This window comes from Streptomyces sp. MMG1533, assembly GCF_001279775.1.
Taxonomy (GTDB): Bacteria; Actinomycetota; Actinomycetes; order Streptomycetales; family Streptomycetaceae; genus Streptomyces.
Map to the genome: position 1 here is coordinate 1 of NZ_LGDG01000002.1, position 23,056 is coordinate 23,056.

Below are 23,056 nucleotides of genomic sequence, written 5' to 3' on the forward strand. Positions count from 1 at the left end.
CTCTCCCAGCCCGCCAAGGAACTACTGGCGGAGAAGGGATACGACCCCGTGCTCGGCGCGCGGCCGCTGCGCCGCACCATCCAGCGCGAGATCGAGGACTCCCTCTCCGAGAAGATCCTCTTCGGCGAGCTGCGTCCGGGTCACATCGTGGTCGTGGACACCGAGGGCGAGGGCGAGACCAAGACCTTCACCTTCAGGGGCGAGGAGAAGTCGGCACTGCCGGACGTCCCGCCGATCGAGCAGGCGGCCGGTGGCGAAAGGCCGGGATCGGGCTCGGAGTTCTGAGCGCCTGTCGACCTTGAGCAAGCCGGCTCTTCCTCCGCCGCCGCGGACCTCAAGTACATCTTGTGGCCCCCGGCGGTCCGGCGCGTATCCGGCGCGAGTCCGGCGCGAGTCGGACTCTCCGTCCAGCGGCAAGGTCAACGTTCGCTGTCGCGCGGGGTGACGTGGAACTCGAAGGGAACAGTCCCGGGGTCCAGTGCGGTCACTCCGCCGTCCACGGTGAGGACAGCGCCGTTGACGAAGGACGCAGCCGGCGACAACAGCCAGGAGATGGCCTCGGCGACCTCACGAGGGTCCCCGGGGCGGCGTGCCGGCAGCAGCCGGGTGACTTCCTCGTATGCTTCGTCGACCTCGCCGCAGGCCAATTCGGCGTCCTCTGCGAACCGGGCCATGCGGCGGTCGGCCATCTCCGTGCGTACCCAACTGGGGCAAACGGTGTTGGCTCGCAAGCCCTGCGGCCCGTAGTCCACACACAGTGACCGGCACAACTGCAGCAATGCCGCCTTGGAGGTGGCGTAGGCGGCATTGCCCACCCCGTTGCGCAGAGCGGAAACCGAAGAAACTGCGACGACGGAGCCCCGGGCCCGAAGCAGGTGCGGCAATGCCGCACGCATCAAAAGGAAAGGGCCGGTGAGATTGGTACGGAGCACCAACTCCCAGTCCTCATCGGACAGTTCCCCGACACCCCCACTGCGTCCCACCCCCGCATTGACAACCAATCCATCGAGTCGGCCGAATCGCGCGACGGCAGTTTCGACGAGGCGGAGAACAGCGTCCGGGTCGACGGTGTCAGCCGGACAAGCCAGAGCCCCGGTTTCCTGGGCGATGCGGTGCAACGGCTCCGGTCGTCGACCGGAGATGACAACGTCGTGCCCACTCGCCTGGAGCAGCCGTACAGTCGCCGCACCAATTCCCGTTCCTCCCCCGGTCACGACCACAACACGCTGATCCGTCATGTGCGTTCGCCCTCCTGTTGCCGCCAGCTCGGGTCAGGCGATCTTAGGCGGCAGCGGCCCAGCCAATTCATTCCATTTGGCGAGTTTTCGGTACTGATCAAGGTGCCGCAAATGCCGACGAAGGCGAGGAAGTGTTCGGGCTTGCGCTCGGGGCGGCGGTGAAGTCTGCGGCAGCCGGAGAGCCGGGCGATGCCGCGTTCGACAATCCAGCGGTGTCGGCCCAGTGGTCGGGAGTCCCCGATGCCGCGGCGGGCCATCCGGTGCCGGATGCCGCGCGCGAGGAGCCATCGGCGCCGGTGACGACAGTCGTAGGCCTGGTCGGCGTGGAGTTTGGGCGGGCGGCGCCGGCGGGGCGGCGCCGGGATCGGATGGGCGGGATCCCGCGGATCAGTGCTTCCAGAGCCTGACTGCCGTGGAGGTTGGCGGCCGAGATCCCCGGCGAGATCGGGAGACCGTTCCGGTCGACGACCAGGCGGATCTTCGATCCGCTCTTGCCCGCGATCGGTCGGATTCTGTCCTGTCACTGCCCCCTTCCAGCTGCCCCCCTTCAAGGGCCCGGACGCTCACCGAATCGATCGCACACCGCGACCGGGCAGGTCTCCACGCGCACCGCGTCGCACCGCCAGGATGGCCGCACGACCGGCCGACGGGGCCGGCCGCCCGGCACGGGCGCCGACCGAGACCGGCACCCGATGCACAGCGCACAGGCGCACATCCCGCTCCGCCGCTGGACCGACAACCGCTAGACTGTCCACGGTGCACCGCTCCGGCGGGGCACCCTGTGGATGTCCGGGGCCCCTCGGGGCGGGATCCACCCGGTACGGGCGGATTTTCCAACACGTTTGCCCACACATCCCCGCCTTCGTAGCTCAGGGGATAGAGCACCGCTCTCCTAAAGCGGGTGTCGCAGGTTCGAATCCTGCCGGGGGCACCAGGCAAAAGGCCCCGGACCGATCATGGTCCGGGGCCTTTGACATCTACTTCTGACATCAACGAGGACGGTCACTCACAACCGGCCGCCGCTTGAGCAGCCGATCCATGTGGCTGATCGCCTCGCGCTGAGTGTCCTGCACGACGTGCGTGTACACGTCCATGGTGATGCTGATCTGACTGTGTCCGAGGATCTCCATCACGACCCGAGGCGCGACTCCGGCAGCCGTGAGGAGGGTCGCTGTGCCGTGCCGAGCGTCATGCAGCCGGATGACGCGCAGGCCGGCCGACTCAGCGACGCGGGTGAAGGAGCGGTAGACGTTCCGAGGCTCGACCTGGCGACCGGTGCGGGTAGTGAAGACGTAGCCCGACTCGTGCCACTGCTCCCCCGCCTTTGCCCGAGCCGCCGTCTGCCGCATCCGGTGCCAGCGCAGTGGGGCAATGCAGAGCGCGGGCAGAGGGACGACGCGACGACGACGGCTCTTGGGATCGTCGTCGTACAGGACACCACGGCGACGCTGGGTCTGTTGGCGGACGTAGAGAACGCGGTTTTCGAGGTCGAGGTCGGACCAGCGGAGACCGATGATCTCTCCCCGGCGCAGGCCCATGGCGATGGCGAGCACGAAGGCCGCGTAGAGGGGGTCTTTGCGGGACGCGGCGAGGAAGTCGAGCGTCTCGTCCAGGCTCCAGGGCATCAGCTCCCGGTTGTCCGTACGGGGCGGCTCGACGAGCTTGGCGACATTGCGCGCGATCAGCTCCTCTCGGCAGGCGGATGACAGAGCGGAACGCAGAACGCGGTGCGATTCCTTGGCTGTTGCCGCAGTGCTCTCCTTCTCCAAGCGAACGAGGAAGCGGCGCACGTCGGCGACGCCGAGAGATTCGAGCCGCTTGGCACCGAGCAGAGGCACCAGGTAGAGCCGGACGTGCGACTCGTACTTGTCGTACGTGCTGAGCTTCCGCCGAGGCTTGATCGGCGGGGGCGCCGTTCGCGAGTACCGGCCGTTTGTGGTGTGCGCGGGGAGCTCCCATCCCGTCTGCCGTCGACCCAGGCAGAGCCGAGCAGACGGGATGGGAGCCAGGGTGAGTGGTGGGTGAGGCTGAGTGGCTATCGGACCCGTCTTGGTCTGGAGGGGTCACAACCAGAGGATCGGACCGCGCCCGTGGTGGCCTGACTGCTGTGACCGACCACGGGCGCCGACCTGTCAGTGGTCGTTCTTGCGCCTGCCTCCGATTTGGTACGGCCGCATCATCTCGTTGTCCTCGTGCTCGACGATGTGGCAGTGCCAGACGAAGCGACCGGGGTGGTCGAACCGGGCCTTCACCCGGGTGATTTCTCCCGGATAGGCGATCACGGTGTCCTTGAAGCCACGCTCCCAGCTCTCCGGTGGAATGGGTGACCCGTTAAACGGTTGCCGGTTCACCACCTCGAACGCCACCTCGTGGATGTGGATCGGGTGGGCGTCAACAGTGAAGTTGTGCAGCTCCCATGTTTCGGTTGCGTTCAGCCTTGGGTTCTCCGTCACCGGGTCGGCCCAGCCGAGCAACACCGGATTGCCGGCGGAGTCGACCGTCCCGAGCAAGTTCTGGACCGGCGTTCCAGGTGGCACCAGGGGACTGCTGGAGTTCGCCTCGTTGAGGGAGAGTCGACGGGTGACGCTCGCCGAGCCGAGTGGCCTGATCCTGGGCAGCCTGAGCCGATCCGGCGGGACGCTGGTGTCCTTGCTCGCCAGCGGGCCGACCACGAATTTCATCACCTGCCCCGTGGTGGCCGGATCTGCCACGGGGAAGTCCACGCCTGGTTCGCCCCGGCCGAAGGGCTCGTCCGCGCCCTCGTTGATGAGGTACAGCTCGGTGCCTTCCGGGATCTCGGTGAAGTCGACGATGACGTCGGCCCGCTCCGCGTTGGCCAACAGCAGCCGCTCCAACTGCACCGGTGCGGGCAGGAACCCGCCTTCGTTGCCGATCTGCCAGAACGGTACGGCGGACTGTGTCGGCCGGGCGGTCGGACTGTCCGCGATCTTCAGGATGAGGAACCGGGCATTGCATCCGTTGAGGAAGCGCAGCCTGTAGCGGCGCGGTTCGACCTCGAGCTTTGGCCATGTCCGGCCGTTGACCACGATTGTGTTGGCGAAGAATTCGGGGTTCCAGATGGGGGACACATCGGTGGTAGGAATGTACGGACCCGCGAACCCGTCGAAGAATTCCCGGCTCGTGGGGTAGAACAGTGAGCCGTCTGAGTTGAACGAGCGGTCCTGAATGGCCAGGGGGATCTCGTGGTATCGGGTGCCCGGCGGATCGCCGAAGGCGGGCGCCGGTCCGGGCAGAGCCCCCTTGGGCAGGTCGCAGTCGCCGCCGCGCAGCAGATAGAACCCGGCGGGCCCGGCGTAGACGTTGAGCCGGGTCAGACCCAAGGAGTGATCGTGGAACCAGAGGGTCGCCGCCCGCTGGTCGTTGGCATACTGGAAGGTCGCGGTACCCGGGTCCCACTTCAGGCCGTGCGCATCGGCGAACTTCTCCCGGAACTCGTTGTAGAACGAGCCCACGGTAGCGAATCCAGGAGGAATGTTGTTCGCGCGTGGCAGGTACCACGCTTCGGTGTAGCCGTCGCTCTCCTCGGTGGAATGCCCACCGTGCAGGTGAGTGACGATCGGCACGGGGCCGGTATACGGACCCGGCGTCGATGTGAACGTCGGCCGGGAATCGCGCCCGGCCTTGCCGCCCGGCGGGTTCGCCCAGTGCAGGGTGGGGTCGACCGCCAGCAAGTGCGGGAGGAAACGGCCCTGGCTGTCGACGAGATCGTTCACCCAGGTGACCCGGACAGGCCGGTCGACCCTGGCCTCGATGGTGAACGACGGGTAGTTGAACGTGTCGTCGTCCCCGAGCGAGCCGTATCCCCACACAGTGGTGGACGGCAGAGTAGGCGGCAATACCTGCTGGCTGAACTGCCGGACGCCGATGACGTACGTGTCGATGCCGTGCCGCTGCGGGTGGCGAGCCTTCGGCATCACCGGCGGGATCACCAAGGTGGTGACGTATTTCGGGATGGTCGTGGGGTCCAGGGTGGGGACTGGGAATTTGGCGGCAGACCCGATCCCCGGGGCCACCGCGGTCCCGTGTGGGAGTGCCACCGCCCCGTTGAGTCCTGGAAGGACCAGGGCCGCCCCACCAACGGCCCCGGCTACGAGCACGTCTCTTCGTGCGATCATTTCTCTCGCCTTCTGCCGCCCGAGGGCGTCGATCATTTCCTCACCGGATGTTAAGATGCATGTACAGTGAGTAATTGAACGATGCCCAGCGTGTCGTCAGGTTGTCGGGACCGGGCGACGTGCGGTCTGCAATCGGCGCAGTGATGGCGCAGTGATGGCCAAAATTCGTTAGCTGCAAATGGCCGCGTCCCGCGATCGGGACAGCCGACGGGTTATGAATCCCAGGGCCCTCAGGTTCGGTGCGCCTGATCGCGTTAGGGACGAAGGAGTCGTGCCAGACGCGTGCCAGGTCGTGCGGGGAACCACGGGGAACACCGGGTACCGAATCGACTCACACCAAGGCCCAACACCTCTTAGCCGCAGGTCAGTAAGGCAACTAGAGTCGGAGCACACGAGCTTCCCAAGCTCAGGGCGCAGCACCGTCGTCACTGACGCGCAGGTCTTCTCGCATTCGCGCCCGAAGCACAGCAAGGGCATCGTCATAAGTTCGGCGCCCCTCCAGGTACACGGGATCAGTGACCAACACCCCCTCCATCACCCGATCTCGGAGGTCGCGCAGACGGCGGAAAGCGTCCTCCGAGGCCTCTACGACACGCCTGGGCGCACTGATGGTCATCTGGTACCTCAGTCCGATGCACGGCCCGAACGCTTCGCGAGCCATGGTGCGGCGCGTCGAGGGTGCCATGTCTGGGTCCCGCGCCATATTGCCGCAGGCGTGACGGGCCTCGGACAGGCCGGCCAGGTAGTCCCCGTACAGGGTGCGACGCGCTTGCGTCTCGCGTTCCAAGCGCTCCCGTTTCCACCGCTGACGGTCCAGAAGCATGGCGGACCCTGTCGCGATCGCGGCGCCAACTATGGTGCTGATTAAGGTGATCCATTGCACGGACCGACCGTAGCCACTGCTACGAAGCCCGTCGGCCCCGCACCGCAACCGCACCAGATCGGGCAGGAAACAGCGGGGAACCACGGTGAAAGCAGTCGAGCCCGAAGAAGCCACAGCCCAGCCGTTCGCCCAGGTCAGCACCCGAACCAGCCGCAAATGATCGCAGCTTCCCAAGCTGATGGCCCGACAGCTCAGTACGGCCGTGGAATCTCGTGCTCGCTCAACACTGCCTCGTACCGCGCCAGCAGAGCATCCAGGTTCGCCAGAAGAAGGCCGGCGGAGTCCCGAGCTTCATCCATGTCGCCTCGCTCGCATGCCTCCACCACCTCGGCCACGTCGCTGCGGAGGATGTGAAGAGAGTCGCCCTGCACCAGGACCCCGGGGAACCGTCGGCCGGGCAAGCGAACCACGGCGTCGTTGCCACCATCTGTGAACAGCTCGGCCTCAATACGCTCCATCGGACCATCCAACCTGACATCACCAGCTGACATCAACGACGGTGCACACAGACAGACTTGAGCGACCGAAGGCACAGGGCGCACGAGTGGGTCAAGGCTCCAGGGCGGCCGACGGATCGAACTCCTAAAGCGGGTGTCGCAGGTTCGAATCCGGCCGGGGGCACAGCGCATTACCGCTCTGACCTGTGGTTTATCCCCCAGGGAGGGCTCCTACTCGGCCTCGGACTCCTCGTCCGGGGCCGTTTGCGTGAGCGGTGCGTGAGCGGTGCGTGAGCGGACGGGGAGTTGATCTCCCGGATATCGCCCGACGGATCAGCATCATCCAGCACGGGCTCTTGCGCCTTGCCGGGCTCGGGCGCCGCTGCGGAAGCGGTGTTCTCGCGCTCTCGCCGACAGGTCAGGCTGCCTGACGCGAGCGAGGGCGCGTCGAGTATCGGTCGGGCGGGCATCGGTCACTGACGGCTGAGCGCGCGGGATACTCCGGCCGTGACCGTGGTGGCCAGGATCCAGCCGGCCGCGATCAGCCCATAGGCCAGCCATTGCCCACTGCCGCGTGGTGCGAAGGCGCCTTCCTGCCCGAACGTGATGATCGGCACCAGCAGATCAAGGGTGTAGAAGACGGCGTTGAAATCCGGAGCCTTGCCGGCTTCGAGCGCGGCGGGGGGATGCAGGCCGAAGAACAGTGCGCCGCAGAAGAGCAGAGCCATCAGCCATAGACCTGCGCGGAGAGGCCGGTAGCCGTAGCCGACGGCTACGTCCTGGACGTGACCCCAGGCGCGGGTGTGCGTGGAGAGGGTGGTGCGGCGGTGGCGTTGTTTGGCGAGGAGCACCGTACGCGCTTCGTCCTCGTGCCCCAGCCTCCGGTAAGCCGCTGCGAGTTGCTCGTACGGCTGTGGGAGGTAGCCGCCGCTGGTGCGCCGGATCCACCGGACCCGCTCGACCGCCGGCAGGCGGAACGCGAGGGCGTCGTACATCGCCTCGGCCAGCCGGAGGTCGGCGGGCCAGGTGTCGGGGGCGTCGTACAGCGTCCCCAGCTGGGCGTTGCGTGCGTCCACCACGCCGTCGATCGGCCGCTGGGTGCGCAGGTCGGTCTCCCGGGTCTGGATCGCGCGCAGGGACAGGGCGGTGCCGCCGGCGTGGGTCAGTCTGGCGTCACGGAAGCTGAGTTCCGTACCGACACGCGTGCCGTCGAGCTGGATGCCCCCGTCGACGGTGAGACCACGGCCGAGGTCGAAGTTACGGCTGACCGTGACGTCGACCGCTTCCAGGGCGATGTCGCCGGGGTTGCTCAGCCGGGCCCCGCAGAAGCCGATGGCTGCCCCGACCGTGGCACCGGAGAGGATGATCCGCCCCTCGGCGCTGAACCCCGGGTGGAAGGTGAAGTCCTCGGTGATCTGGACGTGATAGGCGTCCAGGGCGTGACCGCCGGGGTTGCGCAGCGAAGCGCCTTCCAGATCGAACTCGCCGTCCATGGACGCACCGGACAGCCGGAAGCGCCCTTCAACAGCCAGGTTGGTGCACAGCACGTCCCCGTCCACCGTGGCGTGGACGGCGGATATCGCCTCGCCGTCGGGAAACGTGATCACAGCGTCACGCAGGTCCAGATCACCGTTGATCTGGGTGCGGGTGAGCACGAGGGGTCCTGTCATGCGGCAGCGGGAGAGCACCAGCCGGGCATCAATCTGCGCCGTGTCGGCAACGAGGCCGGGCAGACCGCAGCCGGTCATGACCAACTCGCGGGTCCGGGCGCCCTGCAACAGGGGTGCTTCGTCGAAGCGGCAGTCGGTCAGGACGACGGGCACGGAGATCTCGGTGAACCGGAGATCCAGACGGCCTGTGATACGTGCACCGGTCAGGCGCAGTGCGGGGCGGTCACCCGGAGAGTGATCAGCGCCGGCGCCCAGCAGCAGCGCAGCGACGACGTCGGCCCGTACCACCGCTTCGGCCGATGCCGGGTCGTCAAGGACGTCGACGGTGCGTCCTTGGGGGAAGGAGTCCCACAACCGCCGTTCGGGAGCATTGAGTTCGTCGAGGCGCACGGTTGACGATCTTCCTGGTACGACGACGTATCGGACAAGCCCATTCGAAGTGCCGGGACGGTGAGGCGTGAGGCAGTGGACGGACGGGGAGAGCCGTTACTCGAACAGGTGCCGGTGCGCTCGGCTCCATGTCACCTTGTGTTCGAGGTCCTGCAGGTGGCCCTCCGCCACCCAGGTGGCCTGGGGTTCGTGGCCGGCGATGGCGAGACGGCGCACCCGTTGGGCATTCGCCTGCTGCTCGGTGATGACGGCGTCGACGATGCCGTCGGTGGAGGGAAGGCCGTAGGCGGTACAGAACCGTTCCAGGCGCCTGCGGCGGTTGGGCGGTTGCGGGAAATGCAGCCATCGCAGGCACTCGGCGTCGTCCCGGAAAGGCGCGACGTACTGCAGTGCGTAGGCGACGTCGTGCAGACGTGCTGCCGGGCGGGCGAAGTCCCAGTCGATGAGGCCCACGGGCAGGTGGCCCTGCCAGACCACGTTCCACGGGCCGAAGTCGCCGTGGCAGATCACTTCACCGCCGGTCGGTGTGCCCGTGTCGACGGCCCAGACGGCCTCGTCCGGCGGGATGAAGTCAGCGGTTGCGTCGTGACAGTCGCGCAGCAGGCGGGCGAAGGCGGACAAGCCTTCGTCTTCCACGACCTTGGCCCATCCCAGCGGCCCCGATTCCCCCTCGATGTAGCTGAGGACCTCGCGGCCTTCCTCGTCAAACCCCAGAGCCCTCGGAGAGTGGGAGAAGCCCACCGATTCGAGATGGCACAGCAGCGCGTGCACGGTCTGCGTCCAGGGTTGAACGGGTCTGCGGACGGTGTCCCCGATGCGTATGACCTGCCGGTGAGTGTGATCCTGCAACACTTCTTCGTTCGCCACCGGTACGACGCTACCGGCCTGTCGGCGGTGCGGCAGGCGGATTGCCAGGGGTGCCGGGCCACGTACGTTGGTTCCTGGGAAGTTCGATCGGCGGTCGTCGGAGCGGGTCCAAGTGCACGGGGCACGCGCTCGCGCCAGGGCGCCGGTCCGCCCAACTGACGGTCGAGAGGGTGCTGTGAGGCGTCGGGGGAACGTCGGGCAGCGGTGACGAACGCGACCTGTCCGGAGACGAGATCGGACATGATCTGCCGGAGTCTGTCGCGGCCCTTCGGGCCCCGGTCGGCGACCAGGAGGGCGAAGTGTCCGACAGCCTCGGTCAGCTCGCCAGTGAAGGCGCCGACAGGGGCGCACTGCTCACTTGTCGTGGACCCGCCAGTCGGATGCCGGCTGACGGGGAGGAGGCGTGAGCGAGATCAGCGTGCCGGACGGATGGCAGACAGTACGCTGAGTCCAGCGGGATCGGGCCCGCAGCACAGTGTCCGGGAGGTGCTTCATGACGGCCGAGATGGTGGCCCCGGCGTGGATGCATGAGCAGATCACGGCGGAGGAGTACGAGTCCTGGTCCGAGGAGCAGTGCGCCGGCATCGAGATCGTGGACGGGATGGTCGTTGTGAGTCCGAGTGCCTCCAAGCGGCACAACCGGCTGGCCCGGATTCTGGCGAACGCCCTGGATGCCGCCGCGGGCCCGGAGTGGAACGCCGACACGGACTTCGACGTCCGGCTTCAAGACGTCCCGCTCACCAATCGCCGCCCGGACGTCGTCGTGTACCGCGCGGACACGATCGACATCACCCCCACCCGCCCTGAGCACGTGCTACTGGTCGCTCAGGTGGTGTCGCCGGGCTCGGAGACCACCGACCGGATCGTGAAGGTCGACCAGTACGCCAGGGCAGGCATCGGCTTCTACTGGCGGATCGAGCAGGCGGCGACAGGCGTTCCTCTCGTGTACACCTACGTTCTCGACCCTGCGACGAAGACCTACCGGGACGGAGACGTGTCCGCCGGCGTCCTCAAGGTAGCGGCCCCCTTCCCGGTGGAGATCGACCTCGGCCAGATCTGACCACGCACTGCTCAGCAGTCGGCGGCGCGTGAGCGATGCGTGAGCGGACGGCCCGCTACAGGGCGGCATGAGCTGGATCAAGTGTCTCGCCGCGCGGTTCTGACCAGGGGAAACAGCACCGCGCGGCAGCGCCAGGCACCACCCGGCAAGGATTCGACCCCACCTCCTGAAGCGGGTGTCGCAGGTTCGAATCCTGCCGGGGGCACTATTCGTTACGCCGCTGACCTGGGGTTTCTCCCCCAGGAAGGCGCTCTGTTCGGCCTCGGACTCGTCGTCCCGGGCCGTTTGCGTGAGCGGACGGGCCTCCAGACCCCGATATTTCTCCCAACGGATCAGCGCCATCCGGCACGGACTCCAGCCGGGCTCTTCGGCGTCGTCAGGCTCGGCCTCCGCTTCGGGGGCGGTGTTCGCGGAGGTGGCGCGGGCGCGGTACGAGCCGGGCTGCGCCCCCGCCGCAGCCGCACGAGAAGAGCAGCACCGACTGCGACGGTAGGCACGGAGCGCTCCTGCTTCCGTGTTCCGCGGACACCCGCTGCTCACGGGCTGTGCGGTAACGGCGACAGCCCGGCCTCGCGTCCGTCGAGGGTCTGGTGCGCGCGCCGGCCGCCCCGTGGTTGCCCCCTTCCGGCTACAGCACGGCCCAGCCGGCATTGCTGAGCCAGCGCTGATACCCCCGACGCTCGCGACGGCAAGGGCATCAACTCTTCCTACGGGTGTCTCCGCCAAGCGGCTTCGGCTCCGCGTGGAGCGCTTGGTACACCAGCCCGCTTGACGGCGGGCAACCGCGCGGCCCACGCCAGGACCTCGACCAGGTACTCGGCCGGCAGCACCCGGGTCGCAGCCTCGGTACGCCTACTGCCGGACGCTCTCGCCGCCGGTGAGGGCCGTGTCCGTGTCGCCGACGATCGTGAGCCGCGCCGTGACCTTCGGCACACCCGTGCCCGACGAGGTCTCGGCCCGCACGGCCACCCCCTCATCCAACGCGTCGCCCGCCATCGCGGTCAGCTCCCCGGTGCCCGTGACTTCCAGGTGCGCCACGGTGCGGGTTGGCGCGGGGCTGGGCGCGGGCGAGCCGGGTTCGGTGCCGGGATCGTTCGGGCCGGGGCTCGTCGAACCGCCGCCGTCCGGCTTCGTGGTGCCCGGATTCGGTGTACTCGGCTCGGACGTACCGGGCGTACTCGGTGACGGGCTGGGGTTCGGCCCGTCGCTGTCGTCGCTGCGGCCGGTCGGCAGGACACCCGTGCCGTCCGGGACCGCGTAGGTGCCCTTGCGGTAGTACCCGAGCCACTTCAGGACCGTGTTCAGGTAGGCCTGCGAGTGGTTGTAGCTGAGGATCGCCGCGTGCAACTGCGGTGTGACCGACAGGTCGCGGTCGCCCGCGCACAGGTAGCGGCCGGCGGCGAGCGCCGCGTCGTAGATGTTGTTGGGGTCCTTCTTGCCGTCGCCGTTGCCGTCAGATCCCCAGCTCTCCCAGGTCGAGGGGATGAACTGCATGGGGCCTACGGCGCGGTCGTGCACCGTGTCGCCGTCGTACGCGCCGCCGTCGGTGTCGGTGATCTTCGCGAAGCCGTTGCCGTTGAGGACGGGCCCGAGGATGGGCGACAGCGTGGTGCCGTTCGCGTCCACGCGTCCGCCGCGGGCCTGCCCGGACTCCACCTTGCCGATGGCCGCCAGCAGTTGCCAGGTGAGGTCGCAGCCGGGCTTGGACTCGGCGAGGGCGGCCTGTGCCTTCTGGTACGCGTGCAGGACGGTGACGGGTATGCCGGCTTCGGGCTCACCGGTGTTGGCGTCACCGTCACCGTCGCCCGCGCTGGGCGTCTCGGTGGGGCTGTCGAGGGGTGGTAGATCCGTGTAGTAAGGGGAGTCGGCGGTCGCGCCGGGGTCGGTGTCGGTGTCGGCCGCGGGAGTGTCCGTGCGCTGCCGACCGCTGTCGGTCAGGCCGGGGCCCTGGGACGCGGTCAGCGCCGCGACCGCGGCCGCCGTCAGGGCGGCGGTTGCCGTCCCCTTGCGCAGCCTCCTGCCGAAGCGCGCCGCCGTTGCGAGAACCCCTCGCGTCGACGATCGTGCGGGGCTGTCCGCGCTCCCCAGCGCGTCGGCCCGCGTGACACTTCGACAACTACGCGTGGATACCTGTTCGTACCTGATTCTCACCGGTTGTCAACCTCCGATTTCAGTGGTCGGTCAGGTCCGGGCCACCCGCATCGGCCCGATCTGCGCGTCCCGCACAGTGGGCGGCGTTGATCGCGTCACGGTCACGGGACTGCGATCCGAGCGGCAGGACCGGGGCGGTGCGGTGCGATCAGTAGGGGGACGTCAGCCGGCAGACGGCGGCCGGCAACGCGGCAGCCGTCCAGGCACTGCCCAGAGCTGCGGCCTCCCCGTCACAGTGCGACGGGCGTCCTCTCGGTGTGCGTGCTGATCCACAGGTCCAGCAGCTCCGTCCGGCGGATGGGTTCCCAGCCGGGCACGATGACGACCGGGCCGCGGCGCCGGCTGAGCAGGCGGGCGTAGAACTCCCGTATCTCCGCGCCGTCGTACGGGTCCCGGGCCGGCGTGAAGAGCACGGCCCCGCGGCTCGTGACCGCGAAGAGGACGTCGGAGTGCAGGGACATACCGGAATCGGGGTCCGCCGGGGGGCCGCAGACGCACCAGCGCACGCGGGCATGGTCGGTCCACAGCGTCTCGGTCACCGGTCTCCTGCGCACCTCGGCCGCCCCGGCGCCCGTCGTCATGGCCCCCGTCGTGGCACGCAGGCCGTACGTCACTGCGGCCCCGTCGGTGAGCATCCGGATCGGCTGCGATCCGGCCGGACGGAATCCCCACCGGATCAGGTAGTTGCGGATGCTCGTGGTGCCCAGTACAACGCCGAACTCCCGGTGGGCCAGCTCCGCGAGGGACTGCCAGGTCCACAGCACGTCCCGCAGTCCCATCTTGTCGGGCGTCGTCGTCGTCATGGTCCGGAGCATCCAGAGCTGCCGTGCGGACGAGAGCGCCAGCTGATCGCCCGGCCTTCGGCCGCGTCTGCGCGGGCGCAGCGCGTCGGAGCCCTCCAGCCGGTAGGCCCGGACCCAGGCCCCCACGGTCTGCCGGGAGACTCCGTACAGCCGTGCGACCTCCGTGCGCGGCACCCCCGACTCCACGGCCGCGACGGCACACCTCCGCAGATCCTCAAGTCCGTCGGCCGACAGTTTGCGAGCGTCGCGTGTGTTCGACACGATGTCGCGATCCTCCTTCGTCCGGGCCGCCGCGCGGCGGCCCTTCAGCGGACATCAACCGGAATGCGTACGACGTCCTGGTCGATGTCGGACGTGCGTACGGTCAGCGCCAGCTCCCACCGCCCGCTCAGGGGCAGTGAGAAGGCGCTCGAGATGTGGTGGCCGGGGCCCGCGTACGTCAGGGGAACGCGGATCGGCCCCACCGAGGGCTTGCGCAGACTGAACTCCGCCCGTACCTCGGGCACGTCCCTCGGTCTTCCCCGGGTGTCGAGAACCGCGAGGTGGACTTCGTTCACCCCTCTCGCCGCGGGGCTGACCACCACGGCGACCACACCCTTTCCGCTCGGCCCTCCGCTGTCGAAGGCGACCGCCCGGCTGAACGGCACAGCGGTCTGGGGTCCGGCGGGAGCCACTCCCACCGAGGGCCGCCGATCCTGCCGGCCCGCCGTCGTCCCGCCGTCCGCGGTCGCCGGATCGGTGTTCGCCAGGACGGTCGAGACCGCGAGCAGGACGGCGGCGAGCAGTGTCTCCGCCATCACCAGCCTCCCGAAGCGCCGGATCTGACCGCCGTCCGGCCCCGGCCGACCCGGCCTGCGCCGGCCCTGGACCACCAACGGCGCCGGGCCGTAGTGTCGCCGCACCCACGCACGGGCCCCGGCGCCCAACCCGACGAGCAACGCGACCAGGCACAACTTGCCGAGCAGGACACGTCCGTACAGCGTGCCCGGCAGTGCCGGCACACTGCCCAGCTGCCGCCAGGCCTGGAAGAGACCGGTGGCCACGAGCAGGACGACGCATATCCCCGCGACGCGCGAGAACCGCGTGACGGTGGGCTCCAGAGCCGAGGCGTCGGGGGCGTCCCTCGACCGCAGCAGCACCGTGCCCAGGGTGACGAGCCCGCCTGTCCAGACCGCCATGGCGACGAGATGGACCGTGTCGGCCGGCACGGCGAGCGCGGCCAGTGGGCCCGCTGCGCTGTGGCCCGCGAGGCTCCATGTCAGGGCGAACGCGCAGCCGACGCCGAGCACGGCGACGATGTTGCGCCTTTGGCCCCGCCATCCGGGGTCGGGGGAGGGCCCCGCCCCGGATGCCCACTCCGCCCGGTCGCCCGGGGCCGAGCCGCCGGCGGTCACTCGCCGGCGCGCGAGGACCAGTCCGGCCGCGACGAGAGCGAGCAGCACGCCACGCAGCACGAGCATCCGCCCCATTCGGCTGCCCAGCGTCGCGGCCATGAGGCTCCTGTCCAGGGCGGCGAACAGGGAGCTGCCCGCCGCGTACGGCCCGTAGACGAGCAGGGAGAGCACCGTCGCCGCCATGAGGGCGGACCAGCCGGTCCACACAAGCCCGTGGACGAGGCGCCGCCGGAACCCGGCGGGCCAGCAGGCCGCGACGAAGAAGGCGGTACCCACAAGAACGGCGAAGCCCACGAAGGAGACCCATCGCGCCGCGCCGTACAGGGCGACGGCCGCGGTCCCCGCGCCGTGTTCAACGCCCGCGGACGGGCCGGCGGACACGGGCGGGCTCCCGGCCGTGGGCCGGCCGAGGCTGAAGGAGAACGTGCCCTGCACGGGGTGGGAGTCGGCGGAAACCGTGTGCCAGACGACGGTGTAGGTGCCCCTGGCCGACAGGGTCGGCAGCCTGACGGCGACCTTCTCGGCCCTGCCCCCGGGATGCGTCGGCCGGCCCGTCGCGACGGTGTCACCGTCCGGCGCGATCACGCCGACGCGGGTCAGGCCGAGGCTCACGGGCTCGGTGAACGTCAGGGACAGCCGTGACGGAGGGGTGCCGAGCACCTGCCGGTCGGCCGGTGCCGTCGACACCACTGAGGCGTGGGCTCGGGCCGGGGCGGAGCCGGCGACCACGGCCAGCGCTGCCAGCAGGAGTGCGACGCATGCGTGCGCGGACGTGTGGAGCGTTGCTCGGTGCATCGTGATCTCTCTCGTCGGAGGCGGTGGGGAGGAGGCGCCGACGGCCTGGGGACGGGGCCGCCGGCGCCCCCGGCTCTCAGGCCGTGATCCCTTCCTGCCTCTCCGCCCGGGCGGACCGCCTCGCGGAGGTCCGCCGCCCGGCCGCCGCCCAGCCGAGGGCGGCGAGGCCGACGGCCAGCCCGCTGCCGCCGAGCAGCCGCGACACCGTGTCGGTGGCGGGCGCCCGGTCCGCCTCGTCCGTGGTCCTGGCCGCGGCCGGTGCCGCCGCGACCGGTGCGGTGCTCTTCAGCGCGAGCACCGGTGCGGGGTGCTCGGGCTCGGCCGCGCCCTTCTCCGGGACGTCGATCCAGCGCACCACCTCGCCGTCCGAGTAGGTCTGCACCGCCTTGAAGACCAGCTCGGGGGCGTCCTCGGGAAGCGGCCCCAGGGACAGGGGGAACTCCTGGAACTCCCCTGGGCGGATCGTGCCGCCTTCCCACAGGACGGACGTGACCGCCTCGGTGATCTCGTGGTCACCGTCCACGATCGGCTGCTTCAGCCGCTCCTTCTTCACCGTCGCCTTCCAGCCGGGAACGGGCTGGACCGACACATGCCCCAGGGGGTGCTCGGCCGGGAAGGCTATCTCCACCTGCACGGTGGAGTCGGCATCCCGCTCGTTCGGCACCCGGAAGGCGGCCTTGGTGAAGCCGCCGGGCTCGGCCGTCCCCGGGTTGACGGAGACGTGGGCGAAGGCACCGGGCGTGGCGAGGAGGACGACGGCGGCTCCGGCCACGGCCGCGGCCGACAGGCGGCGGCCGGACGGATGCCCGGGAGTGCGGGAGAGCATGGGGATCGGTTCCTTCCAGCAGGGGGACAAGGACATGGGGAGCGGGAGGGCGGCCGGCAGCTGTGCTCAGCCGATGAGGGGCAGGTCCGGTACGGAGACGACCGCCGGGTCGACCTGGAAGATGGAGACGAGTCCCGCCATGCCCTCGTGGGTCTCCGAGTGCGAGAAGATGTGGCAGTGGATCATCCACTTGCCGGTCTTGGTGGGTGTCCAGACGATGTCGTAGGTCTGTCCCACGCCGACGTTCAGCGTGTCCATCTCCTGCGGGACGGCCAGCGGCCGGCCGTCCTGCGCCACCACCGTGAAGTGGCCGCTGTGCAGGTGGATCGGGTGGATCATCTCCGGTCCGGTGCCTATCAGACGGATACGGACCTTCTCGCCCACACGGGCGCTGAGGCGCTCGGTCGCCGGGAAGCTCTTGCCGTTGAACACGAAGCCCAGCGGGCCGTCGCCGATCATGATGCGGTAGTCACGGTCGGCCTCGATGTCGCCGGTCCTCGGCACCACCTCGAGGGATCCGTAGAGCCCCTTGCCTTCCTGCTCGCCGTGCATGTGCGAGTGGTACCAGTGGGTTCCCGGGCTGATCGCCTTCCACTCGTAGGTGTAGCTCTCGCCGGGCTCGATCTCGGGCTGCGTGAGGCCGGGTACGCCGTCCTGACTGTTGGGCAGGTCCATGCCGTGCCAGTGCACGGATGTCGGCTCGGGCAGATCGTTCTCGACGACGATGCGGACCGGGTCGCCCTCGTTCACGCGGATCACCGGACCGGGGACGATGCCGTTGAAGGCGTAGGCCTCGCGGACCTTGCCCGGCGCGGTCTCCCAGGAGACGGGCGCCGCGTGGAGCTTGAAGACCTTGACCCCGTCGACGACCTCGTAGGGCGCCAGTTGGGTGCCGTCCCCGAGGTCCTTGGCCTCGCCGGGCGCCCCGACCGCGGACGGGTTCGGCCGGTGCGGACCGTCGGGAGCCAACTGCTTCATGAGGGCGGGGGCGAAGGATGTCAGGCCGATGACGGCGAAGAACACGGCGCTCGGTACCAGGACGCGGGAGAGACGGAACGTGCGCCGGGGTCCGGCCGCTGGAGGGTAGGCGGGGGCGGGAGATTCCATGGAGGTGTGTCCTTCTCATGCGCTCATGAGGGCCTGGAGGAGAACCGGGGGGCCGCCCGCGGGCGGCCCCCCGGCCGTGGTGCATCGCTACGAGCACTTGCTCCCGTAGTCGAGCGGGTTGCGCTGACGGCAGGTCAGCTGGTCGTTGACCGCGTTGCTGGGCGCGCGCTGAACCCAGCCGTTGTAGGCCAGCGGGACCGTGAGAACACCCTGACCACCCATGCCGGCGTAGTCGGTGATCTTGTCGTCCGTCTTGGTGTTGTCGTCACCGCTCAGGAGCATCCGGCCGACGACCTTGGCGTCCGAGATGTCGCCGTCGTTGTTCGGGTCGATGTCGACGACGGACATGGCGTTCGAGAACTTGCTCGAGACGTAGCCGTAGTAGCCTCCGCCCTTCTTGGCGCCGAAGTTGATGCCGTGGCACCCGGCGTCACAGGGGAGGTACTTCACGATCTTGTCCGTCTTCGGGTCGATCACCGTGATGTTCGACGTCAGGGTGTTCGCCACCAGGAGCGCACTGCCGTCCGGACTGACCGGCAGCTGGATCGGCAGACCACCGAAGTCACCCGTGGCACCCTTGACCGGGTCGTAGTCGCCCCACAGGTCGATCTCCTTGTAGTGGGTCTTCGTGCCGCCGTCGACGCACGCGTCCTCCTTGATGGAGATGCACGAGACGGAGCCACCGAGGAAGTTGGCCTCGTACGCCTTGGCGCCGTCCGGTGTCATGCCGGTCGCGATCGGCAGCTCGCCGGTCTTCTCCTTGCGGATGTTGCCGGTCGGAATGTCCACGACGGTCGAGTCGTAGCTGTTCACGTTCGGCGTGACCATGTACTTGGCGTCGCCGCTCATCCAGTGGGCGTGCGGGTTGGCGATCTTCTCGCCCGGGCCCTGGACGGGAATACGCCGGTCGATGCCGGTGCCGCCCGGTGCCAGCTCCATGACCGCGCTACCGCCGTTGAGGGCGATGTGCAGTTGGTCCGTGTCCGTCCTGGTCATGACGTGGGACGGGTCGGGGCCGACCTTGATCTGCCGGATGAACTCACCGGTCTTGCGGTCGAAGACGTCGAGCTTGTCGTTGAACCACTCGGTTTGGTAGATGTACTTTTCGTCGCGGTCCGTCCACATGTTGTGCGGATTGTTCATGTTGATCTTGGGCAGCGCGACCTTGCGCTCGACGGTCCAGTTGGAGGCGTCGATCTTGGTGGCCGAACCCGGCTTGGACTTGCCCTCGAACTTCTCGAACTGGGTGTCCACCCAGACCTCACCGACGCCCGGAACGCTGGGCTTCTGGTTCGCGGCGGGGAGGGTCTTCGGCGTGTTGAACTTGTTCTTCAGGTACGCGTCCAGGCTGGGGACGAGCTCCTGCTTGCCGTCGCTGGTGTTCATCAGGATCGGCGCCGGCGGGTAGGACGGGTTCCACTGCGTGGCCTGGGTGTCGCTGTACCGCTGCCAGTTGTCCGGGACCGTGATGTTGAAGAACTTCTGCACCAGCTCGGCGATGATGTCGGCGTTGGACGGCACGTTCAGCGAGCGGCTGTTGACGCGCAGCTTCTTGCCGAAGTCCAGACCCGGGGTGAGGGGGTCGTCGACGACGGTCGCACCGAGCATGAACGGGTGCACCTTGCACGCGAAGGCGTACAGGCCCGGCTCGGTCAGCTGGACGCTGGTCTTGCCGACGAAGGCGCCGCCCTGGTCGAAGGGGAAGCCCTTCGCTCCGTCCGGCCAGATGAGCCCGGTGACGGTGTGCGCCGAGGCTGCTGCGGGAGCCGAGATGTCGAAGTTCGCCGTCACCGGGAGCTCGACGTCGTTGGTCTCGGCGTACTTCTGGATGTCCGCCAGAAGCGGGAGCAGCTCGGCGCCGACCGGCAGGTCGTCCAGCGTGGTCGGCGCGTTCGCCGGCTTGTCCTTCATCTCGTCGGACAGCTGGTCGAGCAGCGTGGCCGCCTCCTTGGCGCGGGGGTCGCCATCGGGCAGGACCTTGCTGATGGCGTCCTTGGTCGAGTCCAGACCCAGCAGCTTCAGCGGGTCGACCCCGAGGTCACCGATCAGCGGTGCGTCCGAGCCGTCGTAGTCGAACCCGTCGAGGCCGGGCAGGTCGCCGTTGAGCGCGCCGAGGGCGTCGTCACCGAGCAGGCCGCCTTCGCCGGTCGCATCACCTATCAGGGGGAGGCCGTCGAGGTTCAGCCCCGGAAGGCTGGACGTGGTGGTGCTGAGCGGTACGCGCGGCATCTCGGCCACCGCAAGGGCACGACCGCCGAACAGGTTGGTGTTCGTGTCGAACCACGCGTTCTGGTTGTCGGTGAGGTGGAAGGAGACGGGCAGGGGCCCGACGCCGACCGGGCCACCGCCCGAACCGTCACCGCCCGTACCGCCCGAGGGCGCCGGGGAGCTGGTACCCGTGGAAGTCGGCGTCGGTGTCGGGCTGGAGCTGCTGGTGGAGGTCGGGGTCGGGGTCGGCGAGGGCGACGACGAACCGCCGACGACCACAGTGCCGTTCATGTCCGGGTGGAACCTGCAGTGGTAGTTGAAGGTCCCAGCCGACGTGAAGGTGAAGGAGTAGTTCGCCCCCGGACCGAGGTCGGGTGAGTTCAGCGGTCCCCCGGTCACGCTGTGGGTGACGCTGTCGTCATTCGACCAGGCCACGGAGTCACCGACCGCTACGTTGATGCTGGCCGGGTTGTACTGCAGATTCCTGATCGAGACCGAGTGCGTCGCCGCGGAGGCCACGGGAGCGGCCATGGCCAAGGCGAACCCGCTCAAGGCGAGCGCCGTGGCGCCCGCCAGGGCACGCGTCGTCCAGGGCCGGCGTTGTCGCCACCCCCTGGACGAGCGCATGCGTGGCACATTGAGAATGCGCATCATAACCCTTCTCTCACTTAGAGCTGAGTGCATCGGCAGGCACCACCACAAAGGCTTCACAGTCACCACTGGAAATGCGCGGAGAAACGACCCGACGAGACCCGCGAATCGCCTCCGATTCCACCCCTCAGCGGCAACTCGGACTTCACCTTCACGGCGTGTAGCGAACATTAACTGAGCCTTTATGTCCCACTTATCTCTGCATTGTTAACCAAAGATTAATAGAGATTCACTCGAGCTCCAGGGGCACGTGAAGACGAACATTGAGGCGTAATTACAACGCCAACGAAAACAAAAGGCAGACACCTCGGCGAGCGATCGAAGAGCGAAAGCGAGGCGTTCCAAAAGGTCAGGGCGGGCGCGGTGATCACGCGAAAGTGTCAGGTATTTGCCTTCCAAGCCCGCGGCATCAGGGTCACGTTCTACGGGAAGCCAGGATTAATTCCGTGAACCCTGGCCAAGGGAGCCGACCGAATGCCACCATGACAGCGCGAACGCAGGGGCCGTCGGCACCCCGGGGCCGAGCACGGCCCTGCGCGATTCACCGGACTCGGCCGCACCCAACCGGCCCCACAGGACAGAAAGCGAGAATGCCTATGCCTCCCTCACGAGACGGTTACCGCACCAGGTGGTTCCTCTGGTCGCTGGGCGTCCTGCTGCTCGCCACTGCCGGCGGCATCGTCATCGTGGCCTCCGGCGGCTTTGAAGATCCAAGCACTGCGGAGCAGGCGCGGCAGGCTCTCCAGCCCACCCGGCACACGGTCATCTACCAGGTCACGAGCCCCGGCTCGACGTCAGCACTGATCACTTACCGGGCGGACGGCGTCAACAACGACAAGGGCGTGGACAACGCCAAGCTCCCGTGGAAGAAGGAGGTCGTCATCACGGCCGGACCCGGGGCTGCCGTGGCCCAGGTGATGGCGGCGGGCGGGAAGGCCGGGTCGGTCTCCTGCTCCATTCGCGTCGACGGCCGGATCGTCGACAGGCAGACCGCCAACGGCCAGTTCACCGATGTGTCCTGCTCAAGTGTCGTGCAGCCCGGCGCAGGGTGACGGTGAGCGGATGCCGGGGCGCCCCACGCTTCGGCACCCGCCGGCGCCCCGGGGCTAAACCGTCAGGACAGACAAGAAAAAAGGGAAAAGGAAAACGACAGCCAGAGTCCAGCTCATTATCCGAACGGAAGTCGGTTCTTCGACCAAGGCGTTCTCCGGCATTATTAGCCGCCTGCCGAAGAGATCAGGTCGAGCACGTACGTCCCACCGGGATACTGGCCGTAGCGATGGAACTGGTTTCAGGCATCTTGTCGTGGCTCCGGTGGATCCAGCGCGAACCGTTCTGGTAGATGTCGCACTGATCGGCGTGGCCGATATCGGTAACCGGATTGCGGTAGGGGCTGTCGACGTTGGGGGCGATCACCGCGCGGGCGCTCTGGTCGTTCCGCAGCAGCCGGACCGAGAAATCTGCTCCAGTGCCAGTGCACCGGGAACCGTACGCAGAAATTGCCGCTGATATTCTTGTGGCGCGGGGTCGGACTGATGCCCTTCGGTGTGAACGTACAGGGGTTTGGCTGCAGGTAGTGGCGTGCCGCGGCCTCGGCCCGGTAATTTCCGGTTTCGTACACCATCCCCGGGCCGTCGCCGTGAAACCGGTATTCGGAGCCGTCGCCGCTTTCACGCCCGATTCCATCGTCGGTGGCGACGGTGTACGGGCCCGGAATGCAGGCCTCGGGCGTGGTGCGGGACATGGTCAGCGTGCGGATGCCGAGGGGCGGAGTGGCGCCCGGTGCGGCGCCGCCCGGCGTTTCTTCGACGTCGGTGGCGGCCGGGGTGACCTCGCCCCCGTAGCGGTACCGGGTCATAGTGCGCGGTGCGCCCCCGGCTACGGGAAGACTGCGATCGGCGTCGATCTCGTACGCTCCCCGGTGTCCTGGCACAGCACGGGTGCGGGCATCGATCTCGAGACGTTCTATCTCGAGACGTTCGATGTCACGGGACAGGGCTTCGGCGCGTCCGCTCGGGCCGCGGTCGATCGTGACGGTCCATCGGCCGGCATGCCAGGTGCCACCGGCGACGGCCGTGGGAAGGTGTTCGTCGTCCACGGCCGCGCGTGCCGCGGCGATCGCGTCTTCGGCGCTGACGGGGAAGGACGCCGCATCGGCTGTTCCCCGAGCGGCGGACAGGCGGACGACGGCACCGGTGCGGCGGCCCACCTCCGCGGTGACTGCACGGGCACCGGCCTCGCCCGCTTCGACGGCCCGAAAGCGGGGCAGCCGCAGCGCGTCACCGTCCAGGTGGCTGACGGCCTCCCGGCCGACGAGCCGCCGGTCGGCGAGGAAACCGGAGACGTTGTCCCGGACGAAGCGCTGCGCGGCCTCGCGTGCCTGGTCGGCGGAGGGCACGTGGTCGCGGCTGCCGGCTCCGCTCCTGCATCGAGTCACGCG

General features: G+C 68.6%; 15 protein-coding genes, 1 tRNA gene and 3 pseudogenes. 4 read left to right on the forward strand and 15 right to left on the reverse strand.

Features of this window, described 5'->3' with window-relative positions; all coding sequences use genetic code 11:
- Nucleotides 1-285: pseudogene (locus ADK57_RS01380) on the forward strand (NDP-hexose 4-ketoreductase); the annotation flags it as partial.
- A 134-nt stretch (nucleotides 286-419) separates the two neighbouring features.
- Here ADK57_RS01380 and ADK57_RS01385 read toward each other — a convergent pair.
- Both ADK57_RS01385 and ADK57_RS48675 read right to left on the reverse strand, forming a co-directional pair.
- Nucleotides 420-1,238 (reverse strand): SDR family NAD(P)-dependent oxidoreductase, encoded by an 819-nt coding sequence (locus ADK57_RS01385; protein ID WP_053747452.1) that lies wholly within the window; start codon nucleotides 1,236-1,238, stop codon nucleotides 420-422.
- Nucleotides 1,239-1,333: 95 nt separating this feature from the next.
- A pseudogene (locus ADK57_RS48675) lies at nucleotides 1,334-1,849 on the reverse strand (transposase); the annotation flags it as partial.
- Nucleotides 1,850-2,096: 247 nt separating this feature from the next.
- Between ADK57_RS48675 and ADK57_RS01390 the strand changes: the two are divergent.
- Nucleotides 2,097-2,172, forward strand: a tRNA-Arg gene (locus ADK57_RS01390).
- Between the two features lie 55 nt (nucleotides 2,173-2,227).
- On the opposite strand, the pseudogene ADK57_RS01395 reads toward ADK57_RS01390, so the two are convergent.
- The 6 genes and pseudogenes from ADK57_RS01395 to ADK57_RS01420 form a co-directional block, all read right to left on the reverse strand.
- A pseudogene (locus ADK57_RS01395) lies at nucleotides 2,228-3,142 on the reverse strand (tyrosine-type recombinase/integrase); the annotation flags it as partial.
- Between the two features lie 228 nt (nucleotides 3,143-3,370).
- Nucleotides 3,371-5,410, reverse strand: coding sequence for a multicopper oxidase family protein (locus ADK57_RS01400; RefSeq protein ID WP_199830449.1), 2,040 nt, complete (start codon nucleotides 5,408-5,410; stop codon nucleotides 3,371-3,373).
- Nucleotides 5,411-5,780: 370 nt separating this feature from the next.
- On the reverse strand, nucleotides 5,781-6,257 hold the full coding sequence (locus ADK57_RS01405) for a hypothetical protein (RefSeq protein WP_053747453.1): 477 nt from the start codon (nucleotides 6,255-6,257) through the stop codon (nucleotides 5,781-5,783).
- Between the two features lie 191 nt (nucleotides 6,258-6,448).
- Nucleotides 6,449-6,715: a DUF6959 family protein gene (locus tag ADK57_RS01410; RefSeq protein WP_053747454.1), complete on the reverse strand. Its 267-nt coding sequence runs from the start codon at nucleotides 6,713-6,715 to the stop codon at nucleotides 6,449-6,451.
- A gap of 452 nt (nucleotides 6,716-7,167) precedes the next feature.
- A complete protein-coding gene (locus ADK57_RS01415; protein ID WP_053747455.1) occupies nucleotides 7,168-8,754 on the reverse strand; it encodes a hypothetical protein in 1,587 nt (528 codons plus the stop codon).
- Between the two features lie 96 nt (nucleotides 8,755-8,850).
- On the reverse strand, nucleotides 8,851-9,621 hold the full coding sequence (locus ADK57_RS01420; RefSeq protein WP_053747456.1) for an aminoglycoside phosphotransferase family protein: 771 nt from the start codon (nucleotides 9,619-9,621) through the stop codon (nucleotides 8,851-8,853).
- A gap of 493 nt (nucleotides 9,622-10,114) precedes the next feature.
- Between ADK57_RS01420 and ADK57_RS01425 the strand changes: the two genes are divergently transcribed.
- Nucleotides 10,115-10,681, forward strand: a complete 567-nt coding sequence (locus tag ADK57_RS01425) for a Uma2 family endonuclease (RefSeq protein WP_053747457.1) — start codon at nucleotides 10,115-10,117, stop codon at nucleotides 10,679-10,681.
- Between the two features lie 852 nt (nucleotides 10,682-11,533).
- On the opposite strand, the gene ADK57_RS48685 is transcribed toward ADK57_RS01425, so the two are convergent.
- The 6 genes from ADK57_RS48685 to ADK57_RS01455 form a co-directional block, all read right to left on the reverse strand.
- Nucleotides 11,534-12,832, reverse strand: coding sequence for a lytic transglycosylase domain-containing protein (locus tag ADK57_RS48685; RefSeq protein WP_053747458.1), 1,299 nt, complete (start codon nucleotides 12,830-12,832; stop codon nucleotides 11,534-11,536).
- Between the two features lie 230 nt (nucleotides 12,833-13,062).
- The gene (locus ADK57_RS51910) at nucleotides 13,063-13,896 is read right to left on the reverse strand and encodes a helix-turn-helix domain-containing protein (protein WP_053747459.1); all 834 of its coding nucleotides are present in this window, start codon (nucleotides 13,894-13,896) and stop codon (nucleotides 13,063-13,065) included.
- A gap of 44 nt (nucleotides 13,897-13,940) precedes the next feature.
- Nucleotides 13,941-15,824 (reverse strand): copper resistance CopC/CopD family protein, encoded by a 1,884-nt coding sequence (locus tag ADK57_RS01440; protein ID WP_053747460.1) that lies wholly within the window; start codon nucleotides 15,822-15,824, stop codon nucleotides 13,941-13,943.
- 76 nt (nucleotides 15,825-15,900) lie between these two features.
- Nucleotides 15,901-16,650, reverse strand: a complete 750-nt coding sequence (locus ADK57_RS01445) for a YcnI family protein (RefSeq protein WP_063785907.1) — start codon at nucleotides 16,648-16,650, stop codon at nucleotides 15,901-15,903.
- Between the two features lie 66 nt (nucleotides 16,651-16,716).
- Nucleotides 16,717-17,757, reverse strand: a complete 1,041-nt coding sequence (locus ADK57_RS01450; protein WP_063785908.1) for a multicopper oxidase family protein — start codon at nucleotides 17,755-17,757, stop codon at nucleotides 16,717-16,719.
- Between the two features lie 87 nt (nucleotides 17,758-17,844).
- On the reverse strand, nucleotides 17,845-20,592 hold the full coding sequence (locus ADK57_RS01455; protein ID WP_199830450.1) for a cupredoxin domain-containing protein: 2,748 nt from the start codon (nucleotides 20,590-20,592) through the stop codon (nucleotides 17,845-17,847).
- A 620-nt stretch (nucleotides 20,593-21,212) separates the two neighbouring features.
- Here ADK57_RS01455 and ADK57_RS01460 point away from each other — a divergent pair.
- Nucleotides 21,213-21,668, forward strand: a complete 456-nt coding sequence (locus ADK57_RS01460; protein WP_053747461.1) for an MmpS family transport accessory protein — start codon at nucleotides 21,213-21,215, stop codon at nucleotides 21,666-21,668.
- Nucleotides 21,669-21,907: 239 nt separating this feature from the next.
- On the opposite strand, the gene ADK57_RS49700 is transcribed toward ADK57_RS01460, so the two are convergent.
- Nucleotides 21,908-23,014, reverse strand: a complete 1,107-nt coding sequence (locus ADK57_RS49700) for a hypothetical protein (RefSeq protein ID WP_159049989.1) — start codon at nucleotides 23,012-23,014, stop codon at nucleotides 21,908-21,910.
- Nucleotides 23,015-23,056: the final 42 nt, after the last annotated feature.

What these genes read in the sequence shown, in the direction of transcription:
- ADK57_RS01460 (WP_053747461.1), top strand. Translation starts at nt 21,213, where the DNA reads ATGCCTCCCTCACGAGACGGTTACCGCACCAGGTGGTTCCTCTGGTCG.
- ADK57_RS01445 (WP_063785907.1), bottom strand. Translation starts at nt 16,650, where the DNA reads ATGCTCTCCCGCACTCCCGGGCATCCGTCCGGCCGCCGCCTGTCGGCC.
- ADK57_RS01440 (WP_053747460.1), bottom strand. Translation starts at nt 15,824, where the DNA reads ATGCACCGAGCAACGCTCCACACGTCCGCGCACGCATGCGTCGCACTC.
- ADK57_RS01450 (WP_063785908.1), bottom strand. Translation starts at nt 17,757, where the DNA reads ATGGAATCTCCCGCCCCCGCCTACCCTCCAGCGGCCGGACCCCGGCGC.
- ADK57_RS01400 (WP_199830449.1), bottom strand. Translation starts at nt 5,410, where the DNA reads ATGATCGACGCCCTCGGGCGGCAGAAGGCGAGAGAAATGATCGCACGA.
- ADK57_RS01455 (WP_199830450.1), bottom strand. Translation starts at nt 20,592, where the DNA reads ATGCGCTCGTCCAGGGGGTGGCGACAACGCCGGCCCTGGACGACGCGT.
- ADK57_RS01425 (WP_053747457.1), top strand. Translation starts at nt 10,115, where the DNA reads ATGACGGCCGAGATGGTGGCCCCGGCGTGGATGCATGAGCAGATCACG.
- ADK57_RS01410 (WP_053747454.1), bottom strand. Translation starts at nt 6,715, where the DNA reads ATGGAGCGTATTGAGGCCGAGCTGTTCACAGATGGTGGCAACGACGCC.
- ADK57_RS01385 (WP_053747452.1), bottom strand. Translation starts at nt 1,238, where the DNA reads ATGACGGATCAGCGTGTTGTGGTCGTGACCGGGGGAGGAACGGGAATT.